Source organism: uncultured Phocaeicola sp. (genome assembly GCF_948499155.1).
GTDB lineage: Bacteria > Bacteroidota > Bacteroidia > Bacteroidales > Bacteroidaceae > Phocaeicola > Phocaeicola faecalis.
Genome location: NZ_CAOOSE010000004.1, coordinates 154449 through 178949 on the forward strand (window position 1 = coordinate 154449; position 24501 = coordinate 178949).

At 45.9% G+C, this 24501-nt stretch carries 20 protein-coding genes; 8 read left to right on the plus strand and 12 right to left on the minus strand.

Going from position 1 to position 24501, the window contains the following annotated elements:
* Position 1 precedes the first annotated feature (1 nt).
* The 3 genes from QYT14_RS05280 to QYT14_RS05290 form a co-directional block, all read right to left on the minus strand.
* Positions 2–3034 carry a glycoside hydrolase domain-containing protein gene (locus QYT14_RS05280; RefSeq protein WP_288324366.1) on the minus strand — a complete coding sequence of 1011 codons (3033 nt, stop codon included), beginning with the start codon at positions 3032–3034 and terminating at the stop codon, positions 2–4.
* Positions 3035–3125: 91 nt separating this feature from the next.
* On the minus strand, positions 3126–4238 hold the full coding sequence (locus QYT14_RS05285) for a Rid family hydrolase (protein ID WP_288324514.1): 1113 nt from the start codon (positions 4236–4238) through the stop codon (positions 3126–3128).
* Positions 4239–4811: 573 nt separating this feature from the next.
* Entirely contained in the window at positions 4812–5384 is a 573-nt protein-coding gene (locus QYT14_RS05290) for a Crp/Fnr family transcriptional regulator (RefSeq protein WP_237037868.1), read from the minus strand.
* A gap of 157 nt (positions 5385–5541) precedes the next feature.
* Here QYT14_RS05290 and QYT14_RS05295 point away from each other — a divergent pair, with 157 nt between their 5' ends.
* Positions 5542–7413, plus strand: coding sequence for a heavy metal translocating P-type ATPase (locus tag QYT14_RS05295; RefSeq protein ID WP_288324367.1), 1872 nt, complete (start codon positions 5542–5544; stop codon positions 7411–7413).
* A gap of 132 nt (positions 7414–7545) precedes the next feature.
* On the opposite strand, the gene QYT14_RS05300 is transcribed toward QYT14_RS05295, so the two are convergent.
* Positions 7546–9234 carry a putative transporter gene (locus tag QYT14_RS05300; protein ID WP_288324368.1) on the minus strand — a complete coding sequence of 563 codons (1689 nt, stop codon included), beginning with the start codon at positions 9232–9234 and terminating at the stop codon, positions 7546–7548.
* Positions 9235–9403: 169 nt separating this feature from the next.
* Here QYT14_RS05300 and QYT14_RS05305 point away from each other — a divergent pair, with 169 nt between their 5' ends.
* Genes QYT14_RS05305 through cbiB form a run of 4 tightly spaced genes read left to right on the plus strand, consistent with a single transcriptional unit; the run spans position 9404 to position 14157 of the window.
* Positions 9404–10732, plus strand: a complete 1329-nt coding sequence (locus tag QYT14_RS05305; protein ID WP_288324369.1) for a cobyrinate a,c-diamide synthase — start codon at positions 9404–9406, stop codon at positions 10730–10732.
* A complete protein-coding gene (locus tag QYT14_RS05310) occupies positions 10729–12216 on the plus strand; it encodes a cobyric acid synthase (RefSeq protein ID WP_288324370.1) in 1488 nt (495 codons plus the stop codon). Before QYT14_RS05305 ends, QYT14_RS05310 begins: the two co-directional genes overlap by 4 nt.
* Positions 12209–13228 carry a threonine-phosphate decarboxylase gene (locus QYT14_RS05315; protein WP_288324371.1) on the plus strand — a complete coding sequence of 340 codons (1020 nt, stop codon included), beginning with the start codon at positions 12209–12211 and terminating at the stop codon, positions 13226–13228. The genes QYT14_RS05310 and QYT14_RS05315 overlap by 8 nt, the downstream gene beginning before the upstream one ends.
* The gene (gene cbiB / locus QYT14_RS05320; RefSeq protein WP_288324372.1) at positions 13210–14157 is read left to right on the plus strand and encodes an adenosylcobinamide-phosphate synthase CbiB; all 948 of its coding nucleotides are present in this window, start codon (positions 13210–13212) and stop codon (positions 14155–14157) included. The genes QYT14_RS05315 and cbiB overlap by 19 nt, the downstream gene beginning before the upstream one ends.
* Positions 14158–14177: 20 nt before the next feature.
* On the opposite strand, the gene cobC is transcribed toward cbiB, so the two are convergent.
* The 6 genes from cobC to QYT14_RS05350 are packed head-to-tail and all read right to left on the minus strand — an operon-like array spanning position 14178 to position 18704.
* The gene (gene cobC, locus QYT14_RS05325; RefSeq protein ID WP_237037861.1) at positions 14178–14705 is read right to left on the minus strand and encodes an alpha-ribazole phosphatase; all 528 of its coding nucleotides are present in this window, start codon (positions 14703–14705) and stop codon (positions 14178–14180) included.
* On the minus strand, positions 14699–15448 hold the full coding sequence (gene cobS / locus QYT14_RS05330; protein WP_288324373.1) for an adenosylcobinamide-GDP ribazoletransferase: 750 nt from the start codon (positions 15446–15448) through the stop codon (positions 14699–14701). The genes cobC and cobS overlap by 7 nt, the downstream gene beginning before the upstream one ends.
* 2 nt (positions 15449–15450) lie before the next feature.
* On the minus strand, positions 15451–16488 hold the full coding sequence (gene cobT, locus QYT14_RS05335) for a nicotinate-nucleotide--dimethylbenzimidazole phosphoribosyltransferase (RefSeq protein WP_288324374.1): 1038 nt from the start codon (positions 16486–16488) through the stop codon (positions 15451–15453).
* A gap of 4 nt (positions 16489–16492) precedes the next feature.
* A complete protein-coding gene (cobU, locus tag QYT14_RS05340) occupies positions 16493–17005 on the minus strand; it encodes a bifunctional adenosylcobinamide kinase/adenosylcobinamide-phosphate guanylyltransferase (protein ID WP_288324375.1) in 513 nt (170 codons plus the stop codon).
* Between the two features lie 5 nt (positions 17006–17010).
* Entirely contained in the window at positions 17011–17535 is a 525-nt protein-coding gene (locus tag QYT14_RS05345) for an FHA domain-containing protein (protein ID WP_237037857.1), read from the minus strand.
* A 14-nt stretch (positions 17536–17549) separates the two neighbouring features.
* Positions 17550–18704, minus strand: a complete 1155-nt coding sequence (locus tag QYT14_RS05350; RefSeq protein WP_288324376.1) for an SPOR domain-containing protein — start codon at positions 18702–18704, stop codon at positions 17550–17552.
* Between the two features lie 119 nt (positions 18705–18823).
* Here QYT14_RS05350 and QYT14_RS05355 point away from each other — a divergent pair, with 119 nt between their 5' ends.
* Positions 18824–20137 carry a UDP-glucose/GDP-mannose dehydrogenase family protein gene (locus QYT14_RS05355; protein WP_288324377.1) on the plus strand — a complete coding sequence of 438 codons (1314 nt, stop codon included), beginning with the start codon at positions 18824–18826 and terminating at the stop codon, positions 20135–20137.
* Between the two features lie 11 nt (positions 20138–20148).
* A complete protein-coding gene (locus QYT14_RS05360; RefSeq protein ID WP_288324378.1) occupies positions 20149–20937 on the plus strand; it encodes a DUF4738 domain-containing protein in 789 nt (262 codons plus the stop codon).
* 144 nt (positions 20938–21081) lie between these two features.
* Here QYT14_RS05360 and QYT14_RS05365 read toward each other — a convergent pair whose 3' ends face one another.
* Both QYT14_RS05365 and serB read right to left on the minus strand, forming a co-directional pair.
* Positions 21082–22344, minus strand: a complete 1263-nt coding sequence (locus QYT14_RS05365) for a DEAD/DEAH box helicase (RefSeq protein WP_288324379.1) — start codon at positions 22342–22344, stop codon at positions 21082–21084.
* 23 nt (positions 22345–22367) lie between these two features.
* Entirely contained in the window at positions 22368–23600 is a 1233-nt protein-coding gene (gene serB, locus QYT14_RS05370) for a phosphoserine phosphatase SerB (protein ID WP_237037852.1), read from the minus strand.
* 273 nt (positions 23601–23873) lie between these two features.
* Between serB and QYT14_RS05375 the strand changes: the two genes are divergently transcribed.
* Positions 23874–24368: a thioredoxin-like domain-containing protein gene (locus QYT14_RS05375; RefSeq protein WP_237037851.1), complete on the plus strand. Its 495-nt coding sequence runs from the start codon at positions 23874–23876 to the stop codon at positions 24366–24368.
* The last annotated feature ends 133 nt before the right edge of the window (positions 24369–24501 follow it).

Genomic DNA, 24501 nt, shown 5'->3' on the forward strand with positions numbered 1-24501 from the left:
TTTATTCCAAAATAAAGAGATAGCCTTTGTCTTTAGGCACTCTGATTTTGTCTTTGGGTGAGAGGACAAAGCCCTCTTGGAAGCCTTTGATGGCAGGCGCGGTCAGTTTGGCGCGGCCGGGGTCGATACCTAATTTGCTCCAGTCTATTTGCAGGGTTACGTCACTGTCTTTGTCAGCCCAACTTGCAATGGCTATCATTACTTTTCCTTCTTTGACAAAGGTGGTGGTAAGGATGTCGTTTCGGCCGGTCTTTATGGGATTGTAAGACACCCAGTATCCCATCATGCGGCTGTCTTTTATGCCAAACATATCCCATACTTTCCACAATTGTGAGGGAACAGATTCCATCGGTTCACGCGCTGTCATGCCATAAAGCATGCCGCGATACGGATTTCCTCCATCTTGCAGCATCTCGCTCATCATGCCGAACGGAATACCCGAGACATCGGTCAGCCAGTAGGCGGGAGATTTTTCATATTTGAAGTATTCGCCAAACCAAAGACGGTCCAGATAAGGCATGTGTTCCATGTAGAGGAAGGCACTGTTGATGAATCCGTCTGCGGGATTGAACTGATTGGCAGAGTGCACGTCAATACGCGGGTCGGGGCGATTGTTTTCCAATACCCTGCGGATGCGTTTCATGGTGTTGCGGTCAAAAGCAAGGTCGTCAATATATACTCCGTCGATGCCTACATTCTTGGTCAGCCAGTTCAGCCCTTCCACATAGAAGTTGTGCCAACGTGAAATGCCGGTGTTCACGATAGCAGCGTCTTTATAAGCGTCTACAAACCAGGCGCCGATATAATCGTCATCCAGATGTTCCTGCAGCCAAGTGTAGCCTCCTCCTTTGCCCGGAGAGAAGATTTCGTGTCCGAGGCTCTTCAGGGCAAAGAGTTCGGGAGCATGGTTAGTGAGTTCGCGCACTGTATAGTAAATCTTTACTTTATATCCTTTGGCGTGCGACTGGTCTACATATTCTTTCATGAAAGCCGGTCGGAAGAACGGATAATTGATGTGAGGGTTGATGGCGTTGCCGTGATGCAGGTTGATGACATTGGCTCCTGTTTCTCCCACTACATCGACTGCTTGATAGGCGTGTGCATCGCTGTCTTTCAATTTCTCGGCAGGCTGGTAACCGTGGTAGTAGCGGTCTGTCCATTGTTTCATCGTGTCGATGGGCTTGAAAGGAGTCACCAGCACGAGGAAGTTGAAATGCAGTTCCTCGCCTTTCAGAATGTTGCGCTTGCCGCTATACGTTTCAATATTCACTTGTTTCCCGGTCTCCTTGTAGCTAATGCCTCCTTTGCCTTCATTATACCACGAGTATGGCATATTCAGCGGTTGCTGTTTGTAGAAGTTCGTATTTAGCGGACGGCGGTAGTTCTTTGCGCGGAAGAGGCACTGCATCCCTGCGTTTACATCACCGAACCAGAAACCTTCCTGATTTCGGTCTACGTCCCATTTCCACTTGTCACTTTTGGGGCGCAACGACCCTTCGTATCCCATCCCCAGACGATATTTGGCGGTTGATGCATTCATTGGGGTCAGCAGGGCGATATCGTCCACTTGGGTATTTTCTTCGGCTTTCACTGTTATCTGATAGCTCATGAATCCGTCAAACTCCATGTGTGCATCTACCAGAACGTTGAGGTTGCCGGCTTTGCCGGACGCAGTCCAACCGACGATGCCTTTCTCTTGACGGGTGAACCGGAAAGGAGAAGTGATGACAATGGGGAGTTCCTTACCATTCTGGCGGATAACGAAGCGCATGGGCTGTGCCAATATCTCCTTGGCATCTTTACCCAATGAGGTCATCTCTTCGGTAAAATAGCTGCGGATGGAGGCAGGAAGACCCAAATTGTCGGTCGTTATACTTCTGCCCAGTACTCCGATAGTGTGGCCGGTGACAGTCATGGGGGTGAAAGGCTTCACCAAGTCATCGTTGACGCCATACTGTGAGTTCAACCAGCGCAGGCGGGACAAGCGCCATGAATCACTGTCACCTTTATCCACAAGAACATTGTCGGAGAGGTTTATGGATATTTTCACTTGTTGAGTGCCTACCGGGTCACTGACGGTGATGGTTCCGGTGTAAAGTCCCTTAGCGGCATGTTCGGGCATCTGAATGCCAATCCAGAGAGGCTGGATGCGTCCTTTATTCACGTCTACAATGGGATGCATGGGGCGTCCCAGCCAGTCCACCCCTTCCGTATTGAAGCAAGTCATGGCAGAGGCGGGGATAATGCTTCCGTCCTTTCCTTTCAAATCAGTGAAGGTGACTTTGGCTCCGTTTACGGCACGCTTGAAAGCCCACAAACCGAGTTGCAGAACATAGTACTCGTTCAGGTCTGCTTCACCGAAGAATTCCCCTGTCGCACCTTTTGCAACCTGGCGATAAGAGAGTTCGTCAAACATTCGGATGGGATATTTACGGTCTTCGGGCAACAACAGGAAAGGTGCATCGCTGTTGGCATCCATTAATGCTTGCTTCTCCTTTTCCGTGGCGATGATTTCCATCGGATAGAAACTATTGAAACTGCCTAATGATTCGAAGCGGACCAGTGTGGCGCGGGGAGCTTTACCTTCGGGTATGGCGCTGCACGCGGCTTTCCATTGCGGGTCGGCTTTATCGGGCTGCTGTGGATAGTTAACTTTGGGATAGGGGCCTCCTGAGGTGTGATAGGGAAGATAGTAGACATAATATTCTCCGGCATTTTCTTCGGCATCGAAGCGGATGATTCCGTATTCGCGGTTGATTTCCATTGGAAGCACATTATTGACTATTTTCCCGGTTGTGGCATTCATGACGATAATCCCTTTCTGATGAGGGTCTTTGTCGCGTCTGCGCCAGGGGATGTAGGCTTCCGTCACGGTGGCGGGAGTTTTTACTGAGATAACCACTCGATGATTGCCCAATGTATCGGGTGTCCAGTAGTTTTCACCGTAGAACGAAGCATCAGGAATAAAGTCCTGAGCCGTTGCCGGAAAGGTTAATAACAGGGCGGATAATGCCCATAAAAGAAGTCTTTTCATTTTTGTTTTTTTATTAAAAGCCTGTTTCTAAATAGCTCAAATCTTTTTCTAATACAGTTGCCGTATCATACAAAAGCTTCCTTTTAATACATCAGAAGTCCTTAAATTCATCATTCTCATCGGATTTTACAGCAATACATTCCATCTCTACCAGCCATGTGGGGCGGCATACCGGCGCATGTACAATGACACGGGGCAGTTGGGGGAATTTATTGTCAAACAATTCTTTAACGATAGTATAGTCCGAAGAGTCACGCAGATAGATGATGGCCTGTGATACATCGTCGAAACTGCATTCGGCTTCTTTAAGCAGTGCTTCCACATTTTCCCACATGCGGTGCGTCTGTTTGCGGACATCACCCGGGTGCACCACTTCACCTTTATTATTTATACTGGCGGTTCCCGAAATGAATACCTGTCTGCGGTCGCCATATTTCACACACGTCCCGCGTTCAAAACTCACTCCGTATTCATACGTGGGATTCAGATGGGTAGTGGCATACAGGAATTGTATCTGGGCAGGTTGTATTCCGTTGATGGCATACGCATCCATCTGCACTGTCACTTGCGGGTCGGGATGTCGTCCGCCGATGCCGGTGCTGGCTATGTAGTGTGTCTTTTCCGTAAGGTCTTGTGTGAGGAACACTTCATTCCGTGCTTTCACCATACCTGAATAATTGACGTCTATATTCTGTACGAAGAACCATGTGCGGATACAGTTATCCGCCAGCTTGCAATTCTGCTCACTGAGTTGCATCACATAGTTATTCAGCAACAGCCGTGTCTGGTACTCCGAAGTAGAGGCACGGTTGAAGTCTCTTCCTTTCCAAAGGTGACGGTAGCCGTTGTGTGTCACCTCGAAGAGTCCTTCGGGAAGCACCTTGGTACTTACTTCCGTTTGCAGAAAAGCCCATAGTGCAATCTTGGTACCATTGCAGGGTGGCTGTTCTATGATAGACAGGGCACAATCCGAGTGTTCCGTTTCCGCAGCTAAAAGCAGGTCGGCCTGATTGACAGCATCGCTCAGAAAGTATCGTTTGAAAATAGTAGTACCCTTTTTTAATTCATTCTCTTTTAAATCTGAATAGGTATCCAACAGCAATTTCAGTTGCTCTTCATAAGATTGCCCGGGTTTCGTCAGTTGAATCATGACCTGATATTCGACAACACCTTTTGAGGGAGTGAATTCAGAATAGCAGACCATTACGTTCTCATTCTTATTTATGGTTTTATAGTTTATCATAGTTGATGCTTTAAATGTTGCAAATTTATAATTTTATGGCATTGTGGCAATGCTTCTTTCCATTCTTTTTATCCATTGGCATAACTGTGCATGCCTCCGAGCAGAAAATTTACTTCAAAGTAGGTGATTAACACAGTGAGGAATGCCACAATGCCAATACATGGAAGAACGAAGGGAAGGGTAAGCCGTTTCTTAGGGTCAGCCAAGCCTTTTTTAACGGAAGATTATTACAGTCTCCGACGGCGGACTGTACAGTCCACTGTAATGGACTGTACGGTCTTCGGTAGCGGACTATACAGTCCATTGCCGAAGACTGTAGTAATCTGACGGACAGAAAGGCATAATCGAAAGGACGAAAACGCTTGCTCCGGCTAATGAAACGACTTAGGGAGCTCATAACGTATGCAGAGGTTGAAAACCGGTCTTATAGAGGCGAATCCAATCTTCCTGAATACAGACTGTAAGTCGTTTTTAGATGGATTGAATCTGCCTCTACAGTAATAATGTAACAGTAACTTTAGAACTTTTCTCTTTTCAGAACTCTTTTTCATTACTTCTGATGCGGCTGAGTGTGGGAAGAGTGATGCCCAGATAAGAAGCGATATATCCTAAATTAGCACGTTCGCATACGGCAGGAAATTGTATTTTCATCTGTTCATACCGTTCTTTGGCAGGCAGGGTGAGCCGTTCCTTATGAGTGCGGTGCAGGCGTCTGTATTCATCCTGATGGATAACCCTGCCCCAGTTTGCCCATTCGATATTGGTCTGGAACAGATGGGTGAGATGACTGAGTGAGATTTCATAAACCTCCATATCCTCCAGCGACTCTACAAACTCTTCGCTCAGCTTGTTGTAATATAGTTCGTCCATGCTGAATACGATATTGCCTTCGCACGAAAAAGACGTCGTGATTTCTTCTCCGTCTACCAGCCAATAGGAACGCGTCATCCCTTTTTCTATAAAGTAGGCCACCTTGCAATAGATGCCTTCTTTTATCAATTGGTACTTCTTGGGGAAGCGATGAGGCTTCAGGCACGAGACCAGCAAGTCTATGCTTTGGTCGGAGACCGGATAGTCCTGCTTTATCTTTTTTATTATATTTTCCATTATTGTATCGTTATGTTTGATATTCAGTGTTCAAAGTTATGTATTTCCCATTACAAAGCGGCAAAGGGCGGGACATATTTTTTGCTTTTCTTTTTTTGCAACTTACTTGCATGCCTTTTCGTTTACCTTTGCGTCAGAAGAAAATAAGAAAATAAATATGAAACAGTATCGTAATGAAATCTTCTCGTTCCTGATGTTGATGGCGGGAATTCTGTTGGGATATGCACAGACGGCATGGTTTGCACTGCCTTATGTCAGTCTTGCCTGGTATCTGGCGGCAGTCGCTCCGGTTGGCTTTCCTGTCATGGCGGAAGCATGGGAGCATTTTATGAAGAAAGAGTATTTTAATGAGTTTATGCTGATGACGATTGCCACAATAGGTGCCTTTTGCATTGGCGAATACCCGGAAGGGGTGGCAGTGATGTTGTTTTATGCAGTAGGCGAGCAGTTGCAGGATGGTGCTGTAGACAAAGCACGCGACAATATTCGTGCCCTGCTTGATATGCGTCCGCGCACAGCTTCTGTCTTTCGTAAAGGTCAATATTCGATTGTTTCGCCCGAAGCGGTAGAGATAGGAGAAACCATTGAGGTTAGAGTGGGCGAGAAAGTCCCTTTGGACGGTGTGTTGCAAAATGAGGCGGGAGTGTTCAACACGGCAGCATTGACCGGCGAAAGCCTTCCGCGTTCGGTGAGGCAGTCCGGTGAGGTGTTGGCAGGCATGATTCCGGTAAATGAGACTATTCGGCTGACCGTAACGAAACCTTACAGCCAAAGCACCTTGGCACGTATGCTTGAGATGGTGGAGGAGGCTGCCGGACGCAAGGCGCCGACAGAACTGTTCATGCGTAAGGTTGCCCGCTACTATACTCCGGCAGTCATCGGGGTCGCATTCCTCATTTTGGCGCTTCCGTTTCTTTATTCATTGGTGCAGCCGTCTTTTACCTATCTGTTTGGCGACTGGCTGTATCGTTCTTTGGTGTTCCTCGTGATATCCTGCCCGTGTGCCTTGGTAGTGAGTATTCCACTGGGTTACTTCGGAGGTATCGGTGCGGCATCACACAAAGGCATTCTTTTTAAAGGCGGCAATTACTTGGACGCCATCACGAAAGCAGATACGTTTGTTTTTGACAAGACAGGTACACTGACTACAGGCAACTTCCGTGTTTGTCGGATAGAGACTGCGGGAATATATTCGGAGGCGGAAGTCCTGAAATATATTGCATCGGCAGAAAGCAAGAGCAGCCACCCGATGGCAAAAGCCGTGATGGAGTATGCAAAGCAGCAACAGGAAACTCTTTACCCGGTGGGGACAGTGACGGAGGTGGCCGGCTACGGACTGGAAGCACACATCGACGGCAAGCAGATACTGGCAGGCAACTATAGGCTGATGGACAAGTTTGGAATAACTTATCCGGAAGGATTGCGTGAAATGCCCGAAAGTCTGATTCTGTGTGCGTGCGATGGTGTTTATGCAGGTGTGGTTGTTTTGGCGGATGGGCTGAAGGAGGATGCGGTAGAAGCCGTTCGAGGATTGAAGGAACAAGGTATCAAGCATTTTGAAATCCTGTCGGGTGATAAGACCGCACTGGTACAAAACATAGCACGCCGTCTGGATATCAGGCATGCTTATGGTGATTTATTGCCGGCCGATAAGGTGGCCCGGCTTCAGAAGCTGAAGGATGAGAAACATCATGTCGCTTTTGTGGGAGACGGAATCAATGATGCGCCGGTATTGGCATTGAGCGATGTGGGAATTGCGATGGGAGGTTTGGGAAGTGATGTAGCGATTGAGACAGCAGATGTGATTATTCAGGACGACAGTTTGTCGAAGCTGGTAACGGCTGTCAGGATAGGCAAATACACGCGCCGCATCATTTGGCAGAATGTCACATTGGCTTTTGTAGTGAAATTTGCCATCCTTGCATTGGGAACCGTGGGAGTGGCGACACTGTGGGAAGCCGTTTTTGCAGATTCGGGGGTGGCTCTGCTGGCTATTTTCAATGCAATGCGCATTAACAGACTACCTTAGGGCGGATTCAATCATTTATTTCGGCTTTGGAAAGGAAAAGGAAGAAAACAACACGGATTTCGCAGATAAATGAGGCCGAAGCCAATCTGCGGAATCCGTGTCTCAGAAAGAATAGACTGTTGCTGTATCGGCTTATCCGAGTGACAGAATCAGTAATTGAGCCGTGAGTACCCGAAGAAACATCGTGAGCGGATACACAGTGGCATAACCCACCGCGGGTGCGTCACATGAGGTGAGGTCATTGGAATAAGCCAGAGCGGGCGGGTTGGTTGTGGCTCCCGACAACACTCCGATAAGGGTGTAGTAGTTCAACTTGAAGGCATAGCGCCCGATAAATCCTACTATCAGCAGTGGCAGTACGGTAATGATGGCACCATAGCCTATCCATACATACCCGCCTTCATTGATAATCGTTTCAATAAATCCTTTACCTGCACCGAGGCCCACACAGGCAAGAAACAGAGAGATGCCTATCTCGCGGACCATCAGATTCGCACTGATGGTGGTGTAAGTAATGAGTTTGTATTGCGGTCCGAAACGGCTTATCAGGATGGAGACAATAAGCGGTCCTCCTGCCAGTCCCAACTTGACCGGCTGGGGGATGCCGGGGAACATGAACGGAGTGCTGCCCAATATACATCCCAGTGCGATACCCAGAAAGATAGGAATCAGATTGGGATGGTTCAACCGTTTCATCGAGTTGCCCAATATCTTTTCGGCTTGTGCCACTCCCAGCTCATGACCGACAATCTTTACACGGTCACCCATCTGCAGTTGCAGGTGGGGAGTGGCGACAAGGTCTACTCCCGAACGGTTTACGCGCGTAATGCTGACCCCGAAATCATTGCGGATTTTGAGTTGCGACAAGGTCTTTCCGTTCAGCTCAGGTTTGGTAATCAGAATCTTTCGTGAAATCAAGTTCTTGTTCTTGAAATCCCATTCCACATTCACCTGCTTGCCGAAGAAAACGGTGATTGCCTCTACGTCTATCGGATTGGCGATGATAAGAATTTCGTCGTTCAGATGAAAGACTGTATTCGAGTTGACAAGTTCCATCTGCTTGTCTCCGTCGCAGTGGCGGATGCGCGAGATAACGAAGTCACGGTTCACCAGCGGCTTGATATCCTTAATCGTTTTTCCGTCTACCGCCTCATTCCTGATTTCCAGTGAGATGGGGCGCACGGTCAGTTCCTGTAAATGTCCCAAGCCGCGTTCTGCTTCCGCTTCTTCCTGCTTCGGCTTAATCTGCAATAAATATTTCAGTGCGAGCAGCGAAAGGATGCAGCCTACTACACCCAGTGGGTATGAAACGGCATAACCGAGTGCGATTTCGGGCGCATCGATGCCGTTCAGGTCGCTGTTGGCCTGCTGTGCGGCTCCCAGTCCGGGTGTATTGGTGACAGCTCCCGAGAGGATACCCACCATCGTGGTAATAGGCACTCCGGTGATGAAGTGCAGTGCCACCGTGATGATAACTCCCTGGAATACGACCATCATGGCAAGCATATTCAGCGTGAACCCTCCCTTTTTGAAAGCCGAGAAGAAGCCCGGCCCTACTTGCAGGCCGACAGAATAGACGAACAGAATCAGTCCGAACTCCTTCAGGAAATGGAGCAGATGCTCATCCAGGTTCAGATTGAAATGTCCGAATACGATTCCTACAAAAAGTATCCATGTCACACCTAATGAAATGCCTGCCACTTTTATCTTCCCCAGCATGATGCCGAAGGCGATGACAAGCGAAAGAATCAACACGGAGTGTGCCACTCCGCCACCCCACAGGTTAGGGTATCCTTCAAATAGATTTCTAAAAAGTTCCATTCTTCTATAATTAATTAAATGATTATGCTATCATTACTTATACTTATCGGAGCTTTTCATGTATCGGGAAGGTAAACAAAGTTGTGAAAGAGATTGTATCGCTTAAATCGGGCACAAAGTTAGATATTTATTTTATATTTGCACCCGATTTAAAATATAGATTAAAAGTATGAAGCCACAATTGCTTATAGGGGCCGCTACTTCGGGAAGCGGGAAGACGACTTTCACGATGGGACTGTTGCGTGCGTTGAAGAAACGAGGCATGCGGGTGCAGCCTTTCAAATGTGGCCCTGACTATATTGATACTCAGTTTCACACCTTGGCGGCAGACCGCGAGTCGGTGAATCTGGATACTTGGATGGCATCGAAGACACATGTGCAGCATATTTATAATAAGTATGGAGAGGGGGCCGATGCGTGTGTTGCCGAAGGGGTGATGGGACTGTTTGACGGTTACAGCAAAATGGAAGGAAGCAGTGCCGAGATAGCGCAACTGCTGGGCATCCCGGTAATATTGGTTGTCAGTGCACGTGCGACTGCCTATTCGGTTGCTCCTCTGATTTATGGATTCAAGCATTTTCATCCGGGCGTGAAGATTGCCGGAGTGGTGTTCAATCAGGTATCTTCATTACCCCACTATAATTATCTGAAAGATGCGTGTGTCGATGCCGGCGTAGAGTGTTTGGGTTATCTTCCTTTCACCGAGGGGCTCAAGATTCCATCCCGCCATTTGGGGCTGACGCTGACGGCCAAACGTGCGATGGACGTAGTAATAGAGCAGGCGGCGGCATTGGTGGAGAAGTACGTGGATATTGATAAACTCCTGAATATTTGCCATCGTGGTTTTCCATGCCGGTATATGTTGCCATATAGCTCCGAAGCGGGAGTGGAGAGTTTTACTCCCCGCGCAAAGAAACTGAAGATTGCAGTGGCGCGCGATCCGGCATTCAATTTCATTTATCGTGAGAATATCGCTCGGTTGGAGGAAGTGGGAAACATTACTTATTTCAGTCCGGTGTATGGCAGCGATTTGTCGGAAGCGGATTTATTGTATCTTCCCGGAGGGTATCCGGAGCTCTTTGCCCGCCAACTGCACCGCCGCAAGAAACTGATGGAAGCGATAAAGGCTTTTGCCGAGGAAGGAGGGAAGATATTGGCCGAATGTGGCGGGATGATGTTTCTGACTCGTTCGCTCACGGCACGTCAGGGGGGAACGGCCTATGCCATGGCAGGTGTCTTGCCGTTGGACTGTACGATGGTGGGAGCAAAGTTGCATTTGGGTTATCGCCGGTTGGAGTATCGCGGACTTGAACTGAAGGGACATGAGTTCCATTACTCCGGTGTCATAGAGCCCGACACACTTCCTTCGGTGGCAAAACAGTTCACCGTCAAAGGAGTGGAAGTAAATACTCCTTTATACAGATATAAGAATGTAATAGCCGGATATACCCATCTCTATTGGGGAGAAACCGATATATTAAAGCTTTGGGAAGAATGAATAAGAACTTACACCCTATCATGTTGGCAGGAACAGGCAGTGATGTCGGGAAAAGTATCATTGCAGCCGCTCTGTGCCGCATATTTAGACAAGACGGCTATCGGCCTGCTCCCTTCAAGGCGCAGAATATGGCATTGAATTCCTATGCCACTCCCGAAGGACTGGAGATAGGACGGGCGCAGGCGGTGCAAGCCGAGGCTGCCGGAGTTCCTTGTCACACAGACATGAATCCACTCTTGCTGAAACCTAGTTCGGACTGCACCTCGCAGGTGGTATTAAACGGCAGGCCGATTGGCAACCGTGATGCGTATGAATACTTCCGCAAGGAGGGGCGCGAGGAACTGAGAAAAGAAGTCAATGCTGCTTTCGACCGCTTGGCTGCCCGTTATAATCCCATTGTTATGGAGGGAGCCGGCAGCATTTCGGAAATAAATCTGCGGGATACGGACTTGGTAAATATGCCGATGGCTTGTTATGCTGATGCTGATGTGATACTGGTGGCGGATATTGACCGTGGAGGGGTGTTTGCCAGTGCTTACGGTTCGGTCATGCTGCAAACGCCCGAAGACCGGCAGCGTATAAAAGGCATCATTGTCAATAAGTTCAGGGGAGACATACGCCTCTTTGAATCGGGTATAAAAATGATGGAAGAGTTGTGTGGTATTCCTGTCTTGGGGGTGATTCCTTATTATAAGGATATTCATATCGAGGAGGAAGATTCGGTTGTGCTGGATTATAAACGTATGCAGGCGATAGAAGGAAAGGTAAATGTGGCGGTGGTGTTACTTCGTCATCTGTCTAATTTCACAGATTTCAATATGCTTGAACGTGATGAACGTGTGCATCTTTACTATACGAATAACACAGAGGAACTGGCAAAAGCGGATATTATATTGCTTCCCGGAAGTAAAAGCACATTGGATGACCTGTATGAACTTCGCCGCAACGGTGTGGCGCAGGCTATCTTGCGTGCGCATCGCCAGGGGGCTTCGGTCATGGGGATTTGCGGCGGTTACCAGATGATGGGATTGGAAGTCCGCGATCCTGATGGGGTGGAGGGAGATATCCGTCAACTGCCGGGGCTGGGATTGCTTCCCATGATAACTACCATGCAAGGTGAAAAGGTCACTCGCCAGGTGACTTTTCATTTTCGGGATAATGAAACGGCCTGCCGGGGATATGAAATTCACATGGGAGAGACAGAGCCTGTGCCCGGTTTTCCCGCTTCTCCATTGAATAGATTGGAGGACGGTAGAGCGGATGGCTATTTTGTCGATAGAAAATGCATGGGAAGCTATATTCACGGTATCCTTGACAATCAGGTCTTCATCGACTTTCTGCTGGAGCCTTATGCCGGCAAGCTGAACCGGCAGACGCTGGATTATAAAACTTATAAAGAAGAACAATATGATAAGTTGGCGGCACACGTGCGTAAGCACTTGAATCTGCCGCTATTATATCAAATAATGCGTGACAATGATTGACGGACACGGAGATGATGCCTATAAGTATGGGCAAAAGATAAGGATAAACTTTAGCTCAAATGTATATAATCATGTAAATCATAATGGTTTGCATGAGTATCTATATCATCGGATGGAAAGCATCCGAAGTTATCCCGAACCTGAGCCTTACTCTTTGGAACGGGCATTGGCACATTCTCTCCATCTGTCGGAAGAGAAAGAGGTTTGTGTGACTAATGGCGCTACGGAGGCCATTTATTTGATAGCCCAGACCTTTAAAGGAAAAAGCTCCGCCATTTTGGTGCCTACTTTCAGTGAATATGCTGATGCCTGCCGTCTGCATCACCACAAGATACAGGCCATTTATACATTGGATACGATACCGTCGGGAACAAACCTGATATGGATATGCAATCCAAATAATCCTACAGGAAATGTACTGGATAAAGAGGCTTTGAAAGCACTCATAGTGAAACATACGGAATGTTATTTTGTGATAGACCAATCGTATGAATTCTTTACGCTGAAGCCGTTGCTGACAGCCAAGGAAGCTGCCCGATATCCTAATGTAATTCTGCTTCATTCCATGACCAAACGCTTTGCTGTTCCCGGACTCCGTTTGGGATTTATGACGGCCAATCAAATCTTGCTGCACGAAATCCGTTTGCAGCGCATGCCTTGGTCTGTCAATCAGCTTGCTATAGAAGCGGGGCACTATTTACTTCAGCATACTGAGGAGTATCATATAGATATGTCCTTGTTACTAAAGGAAAAAGACAGGTTGGCTAAAGCGTTGCTTGCAATAGGAGGAATGGAGGTATGGCCTTCGGATACACACTATATGTTGGCACAGTTACGGATGGGGCGGGCTGCAGCTTTAAAAGAATACTTGGCAGAGGAGTGTGGCATCCTTATTCGTGATGCGTCCAACTTTGAAGGCCTGAGCGAGCATTTCTTCCGCATTGCTACACAAACTCCGGAAGAAAACAATGAACTGATAGAAGGTATAAAGAAATGGACATACTTATATTGATACTACCGCTGTTGGCAGGGTGGCTGTTGGATAAGTTGATAGGTGACCCTTCCTGCCTTCCCCATCCCATAGTAGGTTTTGGCAAGCTCATCTCTTTTTGTGAAAAGCGGTGGAACAAAGGAGAGCACCGGGTGGAGAAAGGGGCATGGACGGCTATTTTGCTTATTGTATTCATTTATGGAGTTTCTGCATTATTGATACACGGACTATATGTCATGAATCTTTGGATAGGGGTAGCGGCCTCGGCAGTTCTTATCTTTTATTGCTTGGCAGGAACTACGCTGGTCAATGAAGTGCGCATGGTTTTTATGGCTGCCGACCGTTCGTTGGAAGAGGGTAGAAAACAGGTTTCCCGCATTGTGGGACGGGATACTTCCGAGCTGACGAACCAGGAGGTGAGGTTGGCAGCGTTAGAAACGCTGGCAGAGAATCTGAGTGATGGGGTAATTGCTCCTTTGTTCTGGTATCTGTTATTGGGTGTTCCCGGTATGTTGACATATAAAATGATAAATACATTGGATTCTATGGTGGGATATAGGAACGAAAGATATCTGCAGTTTGGCAGGTGGGCAGCCCGCATCGATGATATTGCCAACTATGTTCCGGCTCGTTTGACGGCTGTTTTGATGATACTTTCCACCGGGCGTCTTTCTTTATTGAAGTTTGTGAAAAGATACGGCAATCAGCATGCAAGCCCTAACTCCGGTTATCCCGAGGCGGCTTTGGCCGGAATCTTGAATTGTCGTTTCGGTGGTCCTCATCATTATTTCGGTGAGATGGTTTACAAACCATTTATAGGCAATAATGAAAGGCCGGTTCACTCGTCTGATATGCGTATCGCTGTCCGAGTAAACCGGGTTGCCGAGGGGATAATGGTGATATGGGTTATTCTCTGTCTGATAGGAGCATACCCTTTTCTTCCGTTATAAAGATAAGTTGCAGGGAAGATTTATATCTCAATCTTAATGATTCCTCCATAGGGGGTCAATGCGCTGAATGCTTCTTCGGGCTTTACTGTTCCGGCATAAATCTGGGCATTAATCAATACGCCTCCATGAGCAAATATGGCAACTTGTTTGTATGGCTTTTGGCGAAGCTCATTCAGGAAGTCGGCTACACGTTGGTATTGGTCTTGAAACGACTCTCCATTGGTAGCTCTCACATTCCGATAATCGGCATACCATTTCTGAAGGTTGCTATCGGTTATATCCTCAAAACGTTGCATCTCCCAATCACCGAAGTTGATTTCTTTGATGCGGTCATCCCGCTCGGCATCCGGGTAACCGCAGAACGTGGCCAGGCGTACACAGCGGGTTAACGGACTCATATATACTTTGTCAAACTGAAGACCTTTGAGTTGGGCGGAAGTTTGTGCAGCCTCTTCTTCAAAGGTTGGTTTCAAAGGGACATCTGTCTGTCCGTAGCACACTCCCTGAGGGACGTCTACAGAAGTGTGGCGAATGAGATATACTACCATAAGTTGGTATAAATTAGGTTTATTATTAAATAGAAAGAGAGTTCACACAGCAGAAAGGTGGCTCCGCAGCAGTCTCCTGTGTATCCTTGCAAGCGTTTGCGCAGCAATTGCAATAACAGGAAAACAACGGCAATGGGTGCAAGGGCTGCCCACCAATAGGACATATTCAGGAAAAGACACATGGGAAGTCCACCGGCTACAAAGGCCACTATCCATGTCGGGATGTCCATGCGGTCATAAATGACTTTTGCTTTTGATTCTTCTTCTTTGCGTGCGTATGGCAAGACGTTGATTATCTGTGCGGAACAGAACTTACTCCATGCATCTCCGCTTGCTACAGCCATACACGCCAAAGAGAGCGATAAAGTGGAGAGCAGATTCCATAGTAATCCGAAGTAGAATAGAAGTCCTAACATTCCGTATGTTCCTATATGGGAATCTTTCATAATCGAGAGAATCTTCTCGCGTGAAGTTCCGCCGCCAAAGCCGTCGCAAAAGTCTGCCAGACCGTCTTCGTGCAGTGCGCCGGTGATGAGCAACCGTGCCAGTAAAGCAAGGATAACGGCTATGGACATGGGAAGAAATTGGGCGGAGAGCCATAGTGTGCCTGCCATTATTCCTCCGGTGAGCCAACCGACAAAAGGCCAATAATCGACTACACGCTTAAAATAAGCGGCGGGAACTTCGGCTATTCTCCAAAAAGGTAGCCGGGTGAAGAATATGAGTGCGGCAAGCAGTTTCATTATTAAAAGTATTTTGTGATGGATGCATGGGCAAAGTTATCCATCTCATTCATCATGGTTACGGCAGAGACAATGATGGGATAGGCACAGATAGCACCGGTTCCTTCGCCCAGCCGGAGTCCCAAATTCAATAAGGGGCGTGCGTTTAGAGCGTCAAGTACCAGTTTGTGTCCTATTTCGTCTCCTTGATGGCCGAAGATGGCGTATGGCAAGACTTCCGGGTAGAGCCGGGAAGCGGCAAGGATGCAGTTGGTCATGATAAAGCCGTCGACCAATATCAGCATCTTCAGTTCGGCAGCCCGCAGCATACCGCCGATAGCCATTACCATCTCGTAACCTCCAAACCAGGCAATCTTGTCTCTTGCCGATCCGTCGCCTTGGTAGTTGTCGACTGCCTGTTTCAATACATTGTATTTATGACGGATACCTTCCGAATCCAAACCGCTACCGGCTCCCACGCATTGTTCTAAAGCGATGCCTGTAAATAAATGCATCCAAATGGAAGAGGGAGATGTGTTGCCTATTCCCATTTCTCCGAAACTGATTACGTTACAACCGTCGGCATATACGCTGTCTACCATCTGTGCACCACGTTCCAAGCATAGCTCCATCTCCTCATGGCTCATGGCCGGACCATGGAGAAAACTTCGGGTACCGCGGCCTACACTGCAGTTGATAATTCCTTTTTCGTAAGGAAGATTATAGTCGACCCCGGCATCTACCAGTATAAGTTTGAACCCATGTTGTCGGCAGAGAAAATTAACTCCGGCACCACCATGGAGGAAGTTACTCAATTGTTGCCAGGTAATCTCTTTGGGTGATTTGCTGACTCCTTCTTCCACGATGCCGTGGTCGGCAGCGAACAGGATGTTGTGGGGATGGCATAGAGTGGGAGAGAGCGTCTGTTGGATGAGCCCGATTTGTAATGCCAGCTCTTCCAGTACGCCTAAAGAACCTTTTGGTTTGGTCAGGTTATTGATTTTGTCTATCAGTGCTTCCTGTATTTGCCGGTCAGGAAGTTCGATATGGAAAGTTTTCATGGTCTTATTGTTTTATTAATACAGGAATACCCGATACCATTAAGTATACTTGATGGGCTTGGGAGGCAATATATTGATTCATCCAACCTTGCAAATCCGTAAAACGGCGTTGGATGGGGTTGTCGGAAACAGCCCCTGAACCTATTTCGTTTGTTACAAAAATAAAAGTGGCATCTTGTGCAGTGAAGGCATTGAACTCTTGTTTCAGGGCTTGCAATGACAGATCCACGTCAGAATCCAGGTCGAAAAAGTAATTTGTGGCCCATAAAGTCACGCAGTCTATCAGTACCACTCGTCCGTTTACCTGATGACGACTCAATTTCTTTTCTTCTTCTATGTTTGTCCATTCCGGCCCCCGGCGTTCCTGATGCTTGATGACCCGTTGGCGGAACTCTTCATCCCAAATGCGGGAAGTTGCCATATAAATAGGATTGGGCGACAAACTGAGGGCTAATTTTTCTGCATAAGAACTTTTGCCCGACCGTTGGCCGCCTGTGATGAGTATAACACGTTTCATAACTTTTATTTTTCTGCTGCTCGCAGAATAAGAGTGGTGGCACCTATAGTGATGATGGCGCCTTCTTCTATTCTGACCCGGTCTTTGTCTCCCAATATATCATTTAATAGAAATGTTCCGGTGATGCTCTGATTGTCCCGCAGGGTATATATGAGGTCTCCCTGTTTGTTTCGTTTTACATTGACTATGCAATGGCGACGATCCATACTTGGGTCGGATGTTTCAATGGAAATATCTACATCGGTACCTTTACTGCGACGTCCAATCAGGTTGTCTCCTTCTTTTAAAGGCAATACCTGTTTATAGCCAAATACATTTTCCACCACCACAATGCTTCCGAAGTCTTCGTTGTTGGCTTGTTCGTCAAGAACTTCTTCTTTGCGGGTCGCTTTTAATTTTGACTTTCCGATACGGATACTGAATTGCTTTTTGCAGTGTTCACATATAAAGACCAAAGACTGTCCTTCCGTATATTTTGTTTCGTCAAAAGTTATATAGTTGTCACATTTAGGACACAAGACTCTTTTCATGGGAGATAATCTGTTTATTTAGAGTTCAGTAACCATGCATTCTTGAATGCTTCGTCTTTTTTTAACTCATTCATTTTCTTATAAGCAGTATTTTTGTCGGCAAACCCGCAGAGGGCAAGGCGGTAACGTCCGCTTCCTTCGATGATGCTCGCTTCCTTAAAGCCTTTTTGCTTATATTCCTTTAATGTTTGCTGTGCATCGGCGGCTGTCGCCAAACTGGATACTATAATAAAGTATTTTGGTTTTGCTGTGGCAGCTTCGGCTTTATTTTGTGCCGGAGCAGAAGCGGGAGATGCAGTTGCCGTTGCAGGAGTTGTCTTACCGGCAACAGGCTTTTCCGTTTTCGGGGTTTCTTTACCTGTATCTTGCTTGGGAGTTTCTGTTTTTGGCGAACCGACCTTTTCCACTTTGACGACTACCGGTTTTAAACTCTTGTGTCCCACTTGCTGTTGTGGAGTACCCGATGTCTTTGTGCCCTGAACTGTCTTTGGCTGCTGTGGTATAACTAAAGTGGTTGCCAGCGACTGTGAACGGATGGCCTCAAATAATCCGTCTGTTCCCAAAGAGGCGTAATTGCCTTTATCCACATAGGTGTTTTCTACAGGTACCGAAAGGAAAAAGAACAGGATAACAGCTGCGGCAATTGCCACTGCGTTGCCCAACCAGCGACGGTTGAAACGGATGGCGGCTCTTTCCTTTTGGGGCTTTAATACCAACTCCTTGGTTGAAGAAGTAATTGAACTTTTTTCGGCTAAGGGACTGATAGATAAAGAACTGAAACCATATAAATGGGGAGAAAGGATACCCTCTTCATTGGGACGGAATTCGTAAGAATTATGAATAGTGTAATGCAAATCACCTATGCCATATAATTGGACATATCCGTCTTTATATAAAGTATCTTTTAGTTCTTCCACCTCTTTTTCAATCATCCGTGTTGCATCCGGAAAGTCTGTATGATGGACTTGCATGTATGACTGTACCAACAGTCCGTCATTCATTGTCAACTGGGGATTGAAGCCAATGGTACGCATAGGAGGGAAATAGAGGTTATCGGATTCAGCGTAATACGCTGGTTGATAATGAGCTATAAACCCACCTAGTTCAGGAACAATGACGCAATCATTTTCCAGTAACAGAATTTCTATATGTCTAGCCAATTCAATCATACTGCAAAAATAGCATTTTTATTCCATTTCAGCGCAACTTTTATGAAGGAAAATATCCTTGCCACATATTTTTATTGTAATTTTGCAGCGTATAAAAAGTTAGAGTAACTAATAATAAAATGAATATAGCAATTGTAGGAACCGGATACGTTGGACTAGTAACCGGTACATGTTTTGCCGAAACCGGCGTGAATGTAACTTGTGTGGATGTAAATGCCGAGAAGATAGAGAGTCTGCAGAAAGGTATTATTCCCATTTATGAACCGGGACTGGAGGGCATGGTGCAACGCAATGTCAATGCCGGCCGTCTTCATTTTACGACTTCACTGGAGAATTGCCTTGATAATGTAGATATCGTGTTCAGTGCTGTAGGTACACCGCCTGATGAAGACGGAAGTGCCGATTTGAGTTACGTATTGGCGGTTGCCAAAACCATTGGCGCGCATATGAAAAAATACACGTTGGTGGTGACAAAGAGTACCGTGCCGGTGGGAACTGCACATAAAGTGAAAGACACTATTCAGGCAGAATTGGATAAGAGAGGGGTAGCCATAGAGTTTGATGTGGCTTCGAACCCTGAATTTCTGAAAGAAGGCAATGCCATTGACGACTTTATGAGTCCCGACCGTGTGGTGGTCGGTGTTGAGTCTGAACGGGCAAAGAAACTGATGACCAAATTATACAAGCCTTTTATGATGCTGAATTCACGTGTTATTTTTATGGATATTCCTTCTGCCGAGATGACTAAGTATGCTGCCAATTCAATGCTTGCTACCCGTATCAGTTTTATGAATGACATAGCCAATCTTTGTGAGTTGGTAGGAGCTGATGTAAATATGGTACGCGACGGTATCGGTTCTGACAGTCGCATTGGTCGTAAGTTTCTTTATCCGGGATGTGGCTATGGCGGTTCCTGTTTCCCAAAAGACGTAAAGGCGTTAATCAAGACGGCAGAACAGAATGGATATCCGATGCGGGTCTTGAAAGCTGTGGAAGACGTGAACGAAACCCAGAAGAGTCTTCTTTTTGAGAAATTGGAAAAGGTGTTCAATGGTGATTTGGAAGGTAAGACCATAGCCCTGTGGGGATTGGCATTCAAGCCCGGCACGGACGATATGCGTGAAGCTCCTGCATTGGTATTGATTGAGAAATTGAGAAAGGCTGGTTGTGTGGTCCGTGCCTATGATCCTGCGGCGATGGAGGAATCAAAGAGAAGAATAGGAGATACAATATTTTATGCTCGCGATATGTATGATGCTCTTTTGGATGCTGACGCATTGATGTTGGTGACAGAATGGAAAGAATTCCGTTTACCGGCATGGGGAGTTGTTAAGAAAACAATGAAACAGGCTGTAGTCTTGGATGGGCGTAACATTTATGACGCAAAAGAACTTCAGGATTTAGGGTTTGTTTATCACTGCATAGGCAAATAATCACATTAAAGATGTATAAATCATATTTGATTGTCGTTTTGGCTGCGATATTTTCTTCTTGCGGAGCTAATCTGAAAAAAGAGGCTTTGCAAGAAGAGGATAGAGAGGCGAAAGAAAAGTTGCAAGGCATTTGGCTGGACGACAATACGGAAACCGCTGTGCTAAAGGTTGCAGGCGATACTATTTATTATGCTGATGCTGTTGTTGCTCCAGTCGCCTTTAAAATTACAGGCGATACGTTGACTACTTATGGAGCACAGGTCAATAATTATAAGATAGAGAAACAGGGAGAATATATTTTCTGGTTTTATTCACTGGTAGGGGATGTCATTCGCCTGCACAGGGCAGAGAACGATGCTGATTCTTTATCTTTTGTTCATGAGCAAGAAGTTCCTGTGTATACGGAAGTTATCAAGAAAGATTCGGTGGTGATGTATAACAATACGCGTTATCGTGGTTATGTCTATATCAATCCGTCTAAAATAAAAGTGATGCGTCCGGGAGTCTCGGAAGAGGGCTTGAGTGTGGATAATGTATATTATGACAATATCATCCATATTTGTGTATACGAAGGTAAACGAAGTCTGTTTGCGAAGGATATTACGAGGCAGATGTTCAAGGATGTCATACCCGATGATTTCTTGCAGTGGGCCATTCTTTCGGATATGGACTTTATGGGAGTTGATGCAAAAGGCTATCATTATCAGGCCACTGTTTGCATACCGGATGGTGCTTCTTGTTATGTGGTCAATATTGCGATAGATACGAATGGTAAACTATCCTATGAATTGGCTCGTTGAATAAAGAAAAGAGTGAGGGTGTGTCGAAACTCTCATAAACTAAAAGTCACCCTCGCCACAGGTAGCTGTAGCGAGGGTGATTTTGATAAAAGGGGAGTTTTGACACAGCTCCTATAATATGGAGAGGCTGTAAACTCACAGGTTTTATGATTTCTGCTGCTTTTTACTGTTATTGCCATTTCCGGGTTTGCGTGTGGCACTGTTTCTTTTCCCTTTAAAGTTTCCTTTTCTTTTTCCACCATTATTATTACTGCGTGGATTGTATTCGGGCGCTGTGCCTAATTCCTCCGGTACAGGTATTTTGTAAATGTCCTTACCTATAAAGTTTTCGATGGACTTAAATTGTGTCTGTTCTTTTTCGCTGACAAAGGTTATAGCGCACCCATCGTTGTTTGCGCGGGCTGTACGGCCGATGCGGTGCACATAATCTTCACTGTCGTGCGGCACATCATAATTAATAACCAGGCGTATGTCATCAATGTCAATGCCTCGTGAAACAATATCGGTTGCAATCAGGATATTTATCTTTCCACTCTTGAAGTCATGCATAATCTGGTCGCGCTGTGCCTGTTCCAAGTCAGAGTGCATTTCGCCGACGTTAAGTTTCATGCGACGGAAAGCTTGAGTAACCTCTTTTACTTTCATTTTGGATGATGCGAAGATAATCACGCGTTCAGGCGTCTGGTCTTGAAATAATGACTGTATAATGCCCAGCTTTTGATTTTCATAACAGATATAGGCTGTTTGGATAATCTTTTCAGCCGGTTTGGATACTGCCAATTTAATCTCTTCCGGATTTCTCAGGATAGTTTTGGCCAACTGCTGTATCTTGGCAGGCATTGTGGCAGAGAACATGATTGTTTGGCGTTCCTTAGGGAGATATTTTACTATTTGCATGATGTCGTCTGCAAAGCCCATATCCAACATACGATCTGCCTCATCCAAGATGAAAAAAGACACTTTGGAAAGGTCTACATATCCTAAACTAAGATGGCTGATTAAGCGGCCGGGGGTGGCAATGACTACTTCTGCTCCCAAGGTCAGCCCCTTTTTCTCTTGTTCAAAACGCACTCCGTCGTTTCCACCGTATACAGCTACGCTGGATGCCGGCATAAAATAGGAGAAACCTTCCATTTGCTGGTCTATCTGCTGTGCCAGTTCGCGGGTCGGTGCCATGATGATACAATTGATGGCATCTTCGGGATAACCTCCCTTGCTTAATTGATTTAAGATGGGGAGGAGATACGCTGCTGTTTTACCGGTACCTGTTTGTGCGACTCCTATCAAGTCCTTTCCTTCAAGGATGATAGGAATAGTATGTTCTTGTACGGGAGTACACTCTTCAAATCTCATGGCTTCCAATGCCTGGAGCACACTCTCTTCTAAATTTAGTTCTGAAAATTTCATATATATATTTTATACTATCTTTCTTACAGTTTGCCGCGCTCTTCCAGATAAGAATCTTTAAAGCCAAGGAAATAAAGCACTCCATCCAGTCCGATGGTATTAATGGACTGTTTGGCATTCGCCACTACTTTGGGCTTTGCATGGAATGCAATGCCTAGCCCGGCAGTAGACAGCATGGGCAAATCATTGGCACCGTCACCTACGGCTATGGTTTGTGCGATATCTACTTTTTCTACTTGTGCAATCAGTTTTAATAATTCCGCTTTACGCTTTCCGTCTACTACGTCCCCCAAATAGCGGCCGGTTAATTTACCGTCTACTATTTCCAGTTCATTGGCGTAAACATAATCAATGCCGTATTTTTGTTTCAGGTAGTTGCCGAAATAGGTGAATCCACCCGAAAGTATAGCTATTTTATAGCCATATCGTTTTAATACGAACATGAGTCTTTCCACCCCTTCCGTAATGGGCAGGGTTTCGGCTATTTCACGCATTACACTCTCATCCAGACCTTTCAACAAAGCTACGCGTTCGGTGAAACTTTCGATAAAGTCTATTTCACCACGCATGGCCCGTTCGGTTATTTCTCTTACTTTGTCACCCACACCGGCACGTTCCGCCAGTTCGTCGATACATTCTGTCTGGATAAGTGTAGAATCCATATCAAAACAAATCAGGCGACGCATACGTCGGTACATATTGTCTAATTGGAGAGAGAAATCCATTTCCAAATCGCTGCTGAGTTTCATCAGTTCCCGCTGCATTTCTTCCCGGTCTCGGGGAGTGCCGCGAACGGAGAACTCAATGCAGGCACGCACATTTGCCTTTTGCTCGTCCAAAGGAACACGACCTGTCAAACGTTTGATGGCATCTATGTTCAAACCTTGTTCCGCAATGATGCGCGTGACGGCTGCAATCTGTTTGGCAGAAAGTTTACGTCCCAGCAAGGTCAGGATATAGCGGTTCTTTCCCTGCATTCCTACCCACTCCTCGTATTCTTCCACCGTAATGGGGTAGAAGCGGATGGTAATTCCTAAAGCGGATGCATTAAATAGCAAATCTTTCATGATATTACCCGAATCTTTTTCCCGGCTTTTGAATAAAATACCCAATGAAAGAGTGCTATGAATATCGGCTTGTCCTATATCCAAAATGGTAACATCATATTTTGAAAGTATTTCCGTAATGGAAGCCGTCAGTCCCGGCCTGTCCAAACCGGTGATACGAATTAAAATAAGTTCAGTACTTGTATCCATACATAAAATGTTGCTATTTACAGATTGCAAAAGTACGCAATTTAATCCTTTCAAGCTATCTTTTTGAGATTCTTTTTTCTCGATGGAATGGATGATTTTATGCTATATAACATATTTTTTGATATAAACTCTTGGAGTTCGCATAAAAACTCCTTACCTTTGCCGCAGATTTCCAAATATAATGGCTTTGATTATCAGGCCAAAAGACAATGTTCTGGGGAGGAATCACTGTTTAAGGGCAGTCCCGGATAGTATTAACCAAAACCGAATTACATGATTAAAAATGTAAAGTGGATTTTTGTTGTATTAATCATTAGTTCCTTGATTTCGTTCTCATTTGTAGGGAAAGACACGCCGACAGAAGGGCTGACGATAGGAGATAAAGCTCCGACTTTTACTATCTGCGGCGAGAAGCAACTGATTGACTTAAAAGATTTGAGAGGTAAATACGTGTTGCTTAGTTTTTGGGCCAGCTATGATGCTCCTTCAAGAGTACAGAATGCTACCTTGAATCATGCAATAGAGCAGGCTGATAACGTGGAAATGGTTTCTGTTTCGTTTGATGAATTTAAATCAATATTTAACGAAACCATTAAAAAAGACCGGATTTCAACATCTAATTGTTTTGTTGAACTGGCAGGTAATTCTTCCGATTTATTCAAAACTTATCGTTTGAATAAAGGGTTTAAGAATTTTCTTTTGGACGAAAACGGTGTCATTGTAGCGAAAGACATCACTCCATCCCAACTTTCTTCTTATTTAAATTAAGAAGAGAGTTTCCGTAAGGAAAAACAAAAATACAACAAAAATAATAGCCATGACTTCTGTTACAGAGGACATGGCTTTTTTTATGCTTTTTTCCTTCTATTCTTATGTCTGTTAGTGGCCCGGTCCGAAAAGG